Annotated in this window: 7 protein-coding genes; 3 read left to right on the plus strand and 4 right to left on the minus strand. The window is 49.0% G+C overall.

From position 1 onward, the window contains the following. Positions 1-329: hypothetical protein (locus tag QXE01_09495; protein MEM4971473.1), on the minus strand; the 329-nt coding region annotated here is incomplete at its 3' end. Positions 330-371: 42 nt separating this feature from the next. Here QXE01_09495 and QXE01_09500 point away from each other — a divergent pair. Both QXE01_09500 and QXE01_09505 read left to right on the plus strand, forming a co-directional pair. Next, the gene (locus QXE01_09500) at positions 372-4,328 is read left to right on the plus strand and encodes a hypothetical protein (GenBank protein MEM4971474.1); all 3,957 of its coding nucleotides are present in this window, start codon (positions 372-374) and stop codon (positions 4,326-4,328) included. 104 nt (positions 4,329-4,432) lie between these two features. Further along, entirely contained in the window at positions 4,433-5,812 is a 1,380-nt protein-coding gene (locus QXE01_09505; GenBank protein ID MEM4971475.1) for a DEAD/DEAH box helicase, read from the plus strand. Between the two features lie 7 nt (positions 5,813-5,819). Here QXE01_09505 and QXE01_09510 read toward each other — a convergent pair whose 3' ends face one another. Genes QXE01_09510 through QXE01_09520 form a run of 3 tightly spaced genes read right to left on the minus strand, consistent with a single transcriptional unit; the run spans position 5,820 to position 8,051 of the window. Continuing rightward, the gene (locus QXE01_09510; GenBank protein MEM4971476.1) at positions 5,820-7,361 is read right to left on the minus strand and encodes an AAA family ATPase; all 1,542 of its coding nucleotides are present in this window, start codon (positions 7,359-7,361) and stop codon (positions 5,820-5,822) included. A 37-nt stretch (positions 7,362-7,398) separates the two neighbouring features. Beyond that, positions 7,399-7,881, minus strand: coding sequence for a hypothetical protein (locus QXE01_09515; GenBank protein MEM4971477.1), 483 nt, complete (start codon positions 7,879-7,881; stop codon positions 7,399-7,401). Beyond that, positions 7,785-8,051 (minus strand): hypothetical protein, encoded by a 267-nt coding sequence (locus QXE01_09520; protein MEM4971478.1) that lies wholly within the window; start codon positions 8,049-8,051, stop codon positions 7,785-7,787. The genes QXE01_09515 and QXE01_09520 overlap by 97 nt, the downstream gene beginning before the upstream one ends. 104 nt (positions 8,052-8,155) lie before the next feature. Here QXE01_09520 and QXE01_09525 point away from each other — a divergent pair, with 104 nt between their 5' ends. Beyond that, complete coding sequence (locus QXE01_09525; protein ID MEM4971479.1) at positions 8,156-9,574, plus strand: hypothetical protein; 1,419 nt, start codon at positions 8,156-8,158, stop codon at positions 9,572-9,574. Positions 9,575-9,622: the final 48 nt, after the last annotated feature.

Here is a 9,622-nt window from a genome sequence, read left to right on the forward strand (position 1 = left end):
CCATCTATTGAAACATCTATGGGTGACCTATATTTGTTTGTAACAATGATGGACACGGTATTCAGATAGACGGGGTTTGATGGTGCTGATATGAACTTGCCATAGATATAGACTGGGTTTGTTTTGAGGTAGTAGCTGCTATACCCAGCCACCCTTATAGAGATTGTCGATTCTGTGAACAGCCCCAGACCAGGGTATATTATAGACGCTGCTATGACTGCTAGGACAACCGTTGCTGTTATCAGCAATGCAGTAACAACTATATCCGAGATCCCCTTCGAAACTGCTCTAGCAATGCTTGGCATGGAGGCTCCATCTAGTCTCTGCATCCAGAGCAAAAGGATTTAGAGTATAATATATGGTGTAAAAAGGTGAGGGCTGCGATATATATAGCCCTGATCCTCGCTCTGATATCCATCGCATCACCTGCAGAGCAGATCTATGCCCAGAACCCGCAGCAGTGGATATCCCAGCCGCTGAATGTGAGGAAGATATGGGTTGATAGTGTAAATGGCACTGCTGTTGGTGCGAGTGGCAACATCATAGCTATATACTCTGATGCTGATAAAACGCTTTACTTCATAGATGCTATGACCATGAATAAGATCTATGAGTTCCCCGCCAGCATACTTCTGATGGATAATATATCTAGGGTGATAGATCTCTCCGCTGTGAATAGAGAGTGGAGCGGCTTCCTAGTCCTCTCAAAATCATCGGCAACGATAGTAGATCCTAGGAGTGGATATATATATGCCAGGTTCGGACTTCCAGGAAGCACTGTTGGTTTTAGCGACAACGCTGTATATCTATATAACTCCGAGGCTGTCATCTGCCTCGATATGAAGAGCCTAAAGGTTGTTGGAACAATGCCTCTGAAGCTCGGTGCAGCATCTGTTATTATGAACCCACAGTCCTATGGTATAGACCCGTGGTCCTCCCTCATAAGATATTCGAGGGGAGTAGGTACAGATCCCTCATCACCTCCGATGGCTACAGCTACAGCCGATAGGTTCTTCAGGATGTTCGTTGATTGGCTGAACAAGACCCTCTCAACATCCTCTGTACTGCTCAGGGATGTGTCTGGAGAGTCTATATATATACCATATAGATCTGGTTCTCTTGATTTCAGAGATATATATAGCATCATATCTACAGAGGTGAATGGTGCGTGGTGCAGGGTATCCGGGCTGAGCACATATATTGCAGCATCCTATAACGTTCTATCTCCATTCACAATATCTTTCACAGCACATGCGATCAACACTACAACTAACGAGGAGCTAACCCTCCTTGTGGACTACATAGCTAGGGATGATGGTACACAAATACTTGTTAATGGAACAAATATATTCAGTCTCCTCAACATAACGGCTACAAACGGTGGGATAATATCGACAGCTAGGATCGTTATAGGTGTTGTCGAGATGCGGATGATAACAAGTGTCAGCATTAACACGATCATGAGGATAGCTGTTGTGAGGGCAGGATCAGCAGGTGGGTTTGACAGCTTCGTAGCCATATACCAGCCATATGGAGGGCTTCCAGTTGTTGCAACATATACACAGGACGGCGTTCTATTGGGATCTACACAGACCCCGCTAGACCCATTTGAATACCGCGTTATAGGTTCTAGCGGGTCTACCGCTGCACTCTGGAAGCAAATACCTGTCCCTGGCCAGAGCCACTTCGCGGTGTACGATACATCTAAGCAATCATATATATCGCTCATATATTCGGTCAAGGCTGACTATGTAGAGCTCTACCCAAGTTCCGATGGAAGTTTCCTCTTCATAGCTGCTACAGGCGGTGGGGGCGATGTTGAGATCGGATATGTCTTCAGATCCTCAGCCATCACAACGAGAATCCTGGGGGCTGCATCGACAAACGCATTCATAGTTGTTGCGTCTAGATATGTTGTTGGGAACACCGCTTTCTTCTTCGTAGCATCTACGGATCAGTCGCTAGCAAATACAACCATAGCCTCGTTTGCATCACAAGCAGAGCTAGGAGTTGTATCTATTGTGTCTAGCTCGCCTGCTAAGGTGTTGTTCGAGTGGAACGGATATTCAAGGGCTTTTCTGATGCAGCCAAACACATCCGTGCAGCTCCCGCTGGGAGCCACTATCAAGGTCTTCATATCCGGGAGGCTTGTTTTCACAGGTGTTGTTACTAAGAGCCTCGACATAGATTTGATGTCTTTCGCAACAGCATCGAACGAGAGCAGGGTTGTGCAGCAGATACCCCCGGAGATCTATCTGCCAAGACCTGCCCAGGAGATCGGTGTTGAAAAGCCTCTATTTGTGTTTGCAAACCTAAGTGCTGTTGCTCTGAAGAGGCTATCACAAGAAGGACTGGATCTGGTGATGAACGACTTCTACATAGTGGTTGCCGAGAGGGGATGGGCATCTATCTTCAACAGGGCTGGTGAGCCTATATGCAGGGTAGCTACTGGTGAGCAACAGCCAACAAGGGTTGAGATGATCGGTAGAAGCATAGCAGCTATATATGGGTTCTGGGGGGTCTCCCTTGTGGATGCATCGACATGCACAGTTATATCATCCCATATGGGTCCTGCATCGGTCTCACCAGATCTCTTGATAGCATCGTGGGGAGGCACCCTCGTCAAGGTTCTAAGTGCATCTACAGGTGAGATCTACTCGCTGCTCCAGTCCCCAGATACTGTTACATTTGCATATCCAGTTACCAGAGGAACAGCAATAGTTGTTGCTGGATCTGCTGCATATGTTGTTACACCATCATCTGTTGCTAGGCTTGTACCGCCTAACGAAACTGTTATATCGTATGCATCGAGCCCTGGTGGTGTTGCAATTGCAACGCAGAGATCGATGATAGTGTATACACCATATACAGGTCTTTTCACATCGAACATAAGCGATCCAGTGACAGGGTTCTACTGGCTCAACGGATACTCAGTCGGGGGAGTTGTAGCTGTTGTTGTTGGTCAGAGCTGGGTATGGGCTGTCAAGGCTACTGGGGAGATAACTCCTATAATGCCTCTACAGGGCAGGCAGGTTCTCGGTGTTAGCAGGAGCGGCATAGCCGTTGGATCTGCTAACTCATCCATTGTTCAGCTCTATGACTTCAGCGGATCACTCAGAGCATCTATATTAATGCCGTTCCAACCATCCAAGGCGATCATCATTGGGAGGAGCCTATCAGCCATAGGGGGATCTGCATACTATGCACCAGATATAGGAGAGGCTATATATAGCCTCTCGATTCTATATGCATCGCCAAGCGATGGAATGCCAGCGAACGTGTCAATACCGGAGATATCCTATGAACGAGTGCTGAGACCGGGCGAGTCGGCTACGATATATCTGGCATACAGGACTAACCTCACAGTAATAGCCACAGCCCCATATATGGAGGTTTTCAGAGCATCTGTGGAGATATCTGACAGGAACAGATACCCTGCGATCCCGATCAATATGAGGTGGACGCTATACCCGGTGAACATATCTGTCTACGTTGTGAAGGCCAACAATATGACTGAGCTGGCACCGAACGCCTCTGGCTATATAGAGGTGGCTGGGCCTGGCGGGAGATACAGGCTAGACGCACCCGGTGGCGTGCTAATGCTCAGATATGGTAACTACAGCGTTTCATTCATATCGAGCTACTATGCGAACTACACAGACTACTATGTAATAGACTCCCCAAGATCTATATCGATCAACACGTCGAAGCTATATACCGACATATTCTTCGAGGTTCTGGACGAGGCTAACAACCCGATCCGGGGTGCCAAGATCGCTGTGGAGGGCTTCGGATCCGCTGTTACGGATGCCAGGGGCAGGGCATCGATCCAGATGATTCCTCTGGGCTCCCTCGTCAATGTGAGCATCGGTGCCCCAGGGTTCTACACATCCGAGAAGCAGATACCAGTATCTGATATGGCTATATACAGGGAGATCCTCAGGAGGATAACATGCCAGCTCACCATAACAGTCACAGATGCTAATGGCATGCCATCATCTGCAACAGTGTTTATAATGAGTGAGAACGGGACACAGCTATTATCATCAACAGTTGCCTTCACAGGGAACTTCACAATACCATATGGCAGGTATGTTGTTAAAAGCCCGGTATCGCAGGATCAGCCGATAGCCTGTGCCTCCGGGGAGAACATATCTGTGAACATAGTCACCCCACCCCCGCCAACCCCAACTATTACGCAGACACAGCGGCCCGGAGGCATACCGATCATAGGTAGCCAGCAGAACCTAGCACTAATAATACTGATCATAACCATTGCATCAGCGATGGGTGTGATCGTATATAGGCTGCATAGGAGAAGGATCTAGAAGCTAAACAGCATATCAGATCTCTTTCCCTTTTTTCCATGCATTTTGTTCATTGCAAATATCCGCTGTGTTTTTGGTGTGGTGTTCTGCTTAGAGCGGAGATAGTGCCGATAGAAGGTGGGAAAAGAAGGCTTCTCGGGATAAGGGCTTTTTTCAGCGTATCCACGTACATGCCATCCCTGATCAGGGATAGGCTTCTCCTCTGGAGCAGGCATGGTGTGTTCATAGCATCGTCTAGGAGGGAGGGTGAGGTTATCAAGAGAATGATCATGGCCGGTGTTGTGTTCACAAACGCACCATCGCTTCACTCAACAGTTAAAAGGGTCTTCAGAGGATCTCTCAGGGATTACCAGGAGGAGGCTCTCTCAACATGGATATCGAGGGGTTATAGAGGCATCATCTCCCTACCAACAGGCTCTGGGAAAACCGTTGTAGGTGTTGCTGCAATAGCATCTATAGAGCTGCCAGCCCTCGTAGTTGCATCGACGGTCGAGCAGGTTAGGCAGTGGAGCGAGCATCTCTCGAGGCTAGCATCTATATCCCCTGTCGAGGTTCACTCGAAGGTCAAGAGACAGCCTAGCCTGGAGGAGATTCTCTCCGCCGATGTCGTGGTAACCACATACGCCACATGTGCAAAGAGGATCGAGATACCTGCTACGAGGAGGGCCCTGGTGATAGACGAGGTTCACCACCTGCCGGCACCGTATTTCAGGAGGATTGTGCAGGCAAGCCCTGCTAGCATTGTTCTAGGGCTATCAGCTACACCGCATAGGGAGGATGGGAAGCACGAGGAGCTATTCCCGATGATAGGCGGTGTCATATATCATAGATCTGCTGAGGAGCTCGCCTCGAAGGGATACCTAGCAATGTATAGAGTCTACAGCGTCCCCGTGAAATTGCTCCCGAGCGAGAGGAGGGAGTATGAGGAGGCTGTCAAGATGTATGAAGAGTTGAAGGGTGATCGAAGCTTCGAGGAGCTCGTGGAAGACGCCAAATGGGATGAGACAGCTAGAGAGGCTCTGAGGATGAAGTCAATAGCAAGGCAGATAGCACTCATGAGCGAGTCGAAGATATCGGCTATAAAGAGGATCGTATCGAGACACCTGATGCTAGGCGATAAGGTGATAGTGTTCACAGAGTATGTTGATCAGGCCAAGAGGCTTGCTGAGGAGCTCGGAGCACTCCTGATAACAGGCGATACACCCGCCAGAAAGAGGGCCGAGGTCTTCAACAGATTCAGGGAGATGCAGAGCGGTGTGCTAGTAATAACGAGGGTGGGTGATGAGGGTATAGATATTCCGGATGCGAATGTGGGGATAATAGCTAGTGGGACTGGGAGTAGGAGGCAGTATATACAGAGGATAGGCAGGCTCCTCAGGCCAAAGCCCGGGAAAACAGCTGTTATCTACGAGGTATTCACAGCGGATACAACCGAGAAGTTCGAGGTTAGAAGGAGAAGAGGTATAACTACTACACAGGGGTGAGATATGGCTACGAGAGGATGCTTCTCTTATTCTTCTTACTATTCACGATCTGCATGAGCCTCTCTATCTCGTTCAGAACCATCGTGGGTGCTCCGAGCATCTTGGATGTCCTGTGCATGGATTCCAGATCCGATGCCCTTGTAACAAGGTCTACCGTGAAGCTCTCCACAGCAGTATATAGATCTGTTATGCTCAGGGTATCTCTCCCGCTAGCCACAGCGGCTATCACCGCGTGCTTAGCTATAGCCTCGATCTCCCTCGGTGTGTATCCAACTATGGCCTCTGATATATAGTTTATAGCGTTCTCCATCTTCTGATCCCTGTTCACCGAGACACCGACCTCGGCGGTATATCTCTCTATAAAAGATGTTAATAGTGCTTTGACATGCTCCTTGCTCGGGGGCGGCGGGATCGGGATCTTTATGTTGCCGAATATAGGGTCTTTGACCAGGTACTCGGGGAGCTTAGATATCGATGAAACTGTTATGACCATCACGACGTTCTCAGCACCCTCCATGATCTTGTTCACAAGGATCTCCCTGGTTCTCGCCATGGTGCTGTCCTCACCACCAGTACCTGTATTGTGCTGTACAAATATAGACTCTATATTCCTTATGATGAGGAAACCGCCGCCGCTCCTCGAAAACCCATCTAGGGCTGCACCCATGTTCCTCTCGGTCTCTCCGAACCACTTGCTCAGCATACCCTCTATATTCAGCTTGGCGGCCCTCACACCGAGCTCATAGGCTATTGATGATGCTAGCGTTGTCTTCCCACCCCCGGGAGGGCCGAAGATCATGATTGATTTGAAGAAGTGGGGGTTCCTGGAGAGGGGCTTCAGAATAGCCCTCGATATTATATCTGCTATGCTCTGGCTGAGAACAAGCTCCGAGAACCTCTTCGTCCTCCTGATCGGCGAGAGCCCCTGTGGGAGCAGTGCTTGCGAGGATATCTCAGGCTTCTTGAGGCTACGTATGGAGGAGCTGATCTGGGGTGCGACGACGAGATCTGCTAGTGTGAAGAATATAGATGTGTTCGCAAGCCTCTCGGGCATCGACGTGAGGATCGCCATCTTATATCTATAACCCCTTATCGCTGAGAACCCGTAGAACCTTGCCACAGCAGATATGAATCTCTGTATGCCTGACTGCCCGGGCTGTGCTGACTCCTGCTCCAACGCTATATCTACATCTGTTATGAACGCCACCACGTGGAGGTTACCCGGGGCTCTGCCATGGTACATGGAGATCTCGGAGTGGAGCTCCTCCTCAGCTGTGAGTGTATGTGCCTCGCTATAGCTCCTCACAGTAACATATATCTTATCATCTATGATGTAGCCGCTGAAGAGCCTCAGGATATTCCATGTTATCGATAGGGAGGCTGGGTCTTGTATTTTGATAACGACTATTGGGGATTTAGATGCAGCTGCTATCCTTGCTAGTGTTGCTATGTAGTTCATCGCCTCCTCATCGCTTATCGATATGTCTCTCCAGATATCCTCCCTCTCCTCGTACTCCTCCCTCTCAACCCTCCTTACCCTGTGGCTCAACCCACTACCTCCTAATGCTTTCGATGCCCTGAAAAAGCTATCTCTCTATCTTCTGGATCACTGCCTCGGCCATCTTGGTATCGAGGAGGATCTTTCTCGGGCTTCTCCACGGGGATCTATCTGCTATGGTCTCTGCACCCTTCTCTAAAAGCTCCTTCTCAAGCCTCTGTGCAGCCCTCCTTATCAGTGGTAGCCCAGCCTCTGTAACCACTATTAGTGGGTCTTGCCCATCGACGTATATCGCTAGCCCCAGCTTCTCCAGCCTCTCACCTATTTTTCTAAAGTATTTAGCCCCTATACTCATCCCAAGCTCCCTAGAAATCGATATCTTCCTCACATACCCCCTCCTAGCTAGGAGCAGGATCACTGGTACTCCTCCCCTGACATCGCATGCTAGGGATACTATTGCCTCTACATCCGGGTCTACACCGCCAGCCTTCTCCCCCTCGATAGCTCCCTCACCTCCCTCCCAACCAGGTACTCTATACCCCTGACTCTCATCAGCTGCGTAGCACTCCACCTATCGATCTCGCCGTTGGCTACCATGTTCTCCAGGGCCCTGTAGATCTCATCCCTATCGATCCAGTCCCCAGGGTCGTAGCCCGATGACACCACGAGCTCATAGACCGTTCGAGCCTCATCCTCACACCTCCTCACAATCCTCCTAATAGCCTCCTCAACATCTCCCATCTACCCACACCTCCCAAAATACTCTCCAGCATAAGGGCTTAGACCCTGGATACTCGATCGCTATATAAGGCTGTTAAGAAATAACAATTGATAATGGGGATGATATGGTGATAAGGGATGTCGGTGTTAGGATAGCTCCCATCCTCATCATATCCCTGGTCATACTCTCTGCTATCCAAGCACCGCATAGGCAGGGGCTTATACAGGGAGGGATCCAGGGGGTCTATTGGTATTCGGAGGAGGGCTCGTGGGTATCCCAGTTCACATTGAGAACTGGTACATATACATATCCGAATGGAACCACAGTAACCTATAATTACTTTGATGTATCTCCATTCAGGGTCTTCGCATTGTATATGCCAGATCCTAGGTTCTCTAACTTCAGCATAGAGGCCAGCAGCGACTATATATCTCCACCCAACTCCCTAGAGCTTAGATACGGCAGTAGAACACCTGAGGAGTTCAGACTATATCTCGGACTGCTTAGCGGTAGTGCTCCTAACCTCTCGAACGGGATTGTATATGGTGCCAGCTACTACATAAAGATCGCTGACCTCTATATAGATCCAGAATATAGAACACCGGGCAACATTGTTAAGACTCTCAGGACATTCCTCTCACTCTGCCCCTTGGGCTCTGTTGCGATGAACACGACTGTCTGCACCGTTTACTCTGAGATCTATATCAGTGTTAAGTATAATGGTAGCGGTTATGTAGTTAATATTCTTCCTCCTCTAATTAATGTAAAGTATGAGTATGAGCCATATGTAGATGTTCGGTATGTGTTTGGGAGAGAGTATAGTACATCCATGGGCTCTTGGTTGAACCTCAGGCTATTGATGATCTATAACGCATCCACAGGGAAGACCCTGGTGGCTGTTGAGACCGATGGAAACACTATAGGGGCTGCTCTCCTAAAACCACTAGACCAGAGGTTCCTATCCATCCTAGCCGATCCAATTGCCGGGATAGGGTTTGAAATGTCCAATGTAGTCCCATATCTCGCGGGGAACACAACGATCAGGTTCGATGACTTCGGCCTCTTCTACGGAAAGGGGTGGTTCTCGGAGGAGGCACTGCTAGGATATACACAGACGACGACTGAGTACTACACCACGACGACACCGACATCTCAGACCTGGCCTCCTCCACCTACTTGGTCTCCCCCGCAGATCTATACTGTGACTGTTACTGAGAGGATCTATATAACCGTTCCGACCCCAGTCTACATCACAGTAACATATCCATACTACACACCGGTAGCAGTGCTATCACCACAGCCACAGCCGATAACAATGGTTACGATCACGGCTACAGCGGCTGGGGCGAGGACAGAGTATATAACTGTTGAGAAGAGATACACAGAAGCACTATCGACAACGACAATAACTATATCGAGGCTGATAACACAGCAGATCCGGAGCGAGGGAGGAATAACAGACACAGGACTAATAATAGCCACAGCAATCACAGCAATCGCAATAATAACAGCATCAATGATCAGAACAAGAAAGAAACAATAGAACCGGTTAGCGAGGCTGCGGTAATTACTGATACTGCGGTAATTACTG

This window comes from Sulfolobales archaeon (genome assembly GCA_038897115.1).
Taxonomy (GTDB): Archaea; Thermoproteota; Thermoprotei_A; order Sulfolobales; family AG1; genus AG1.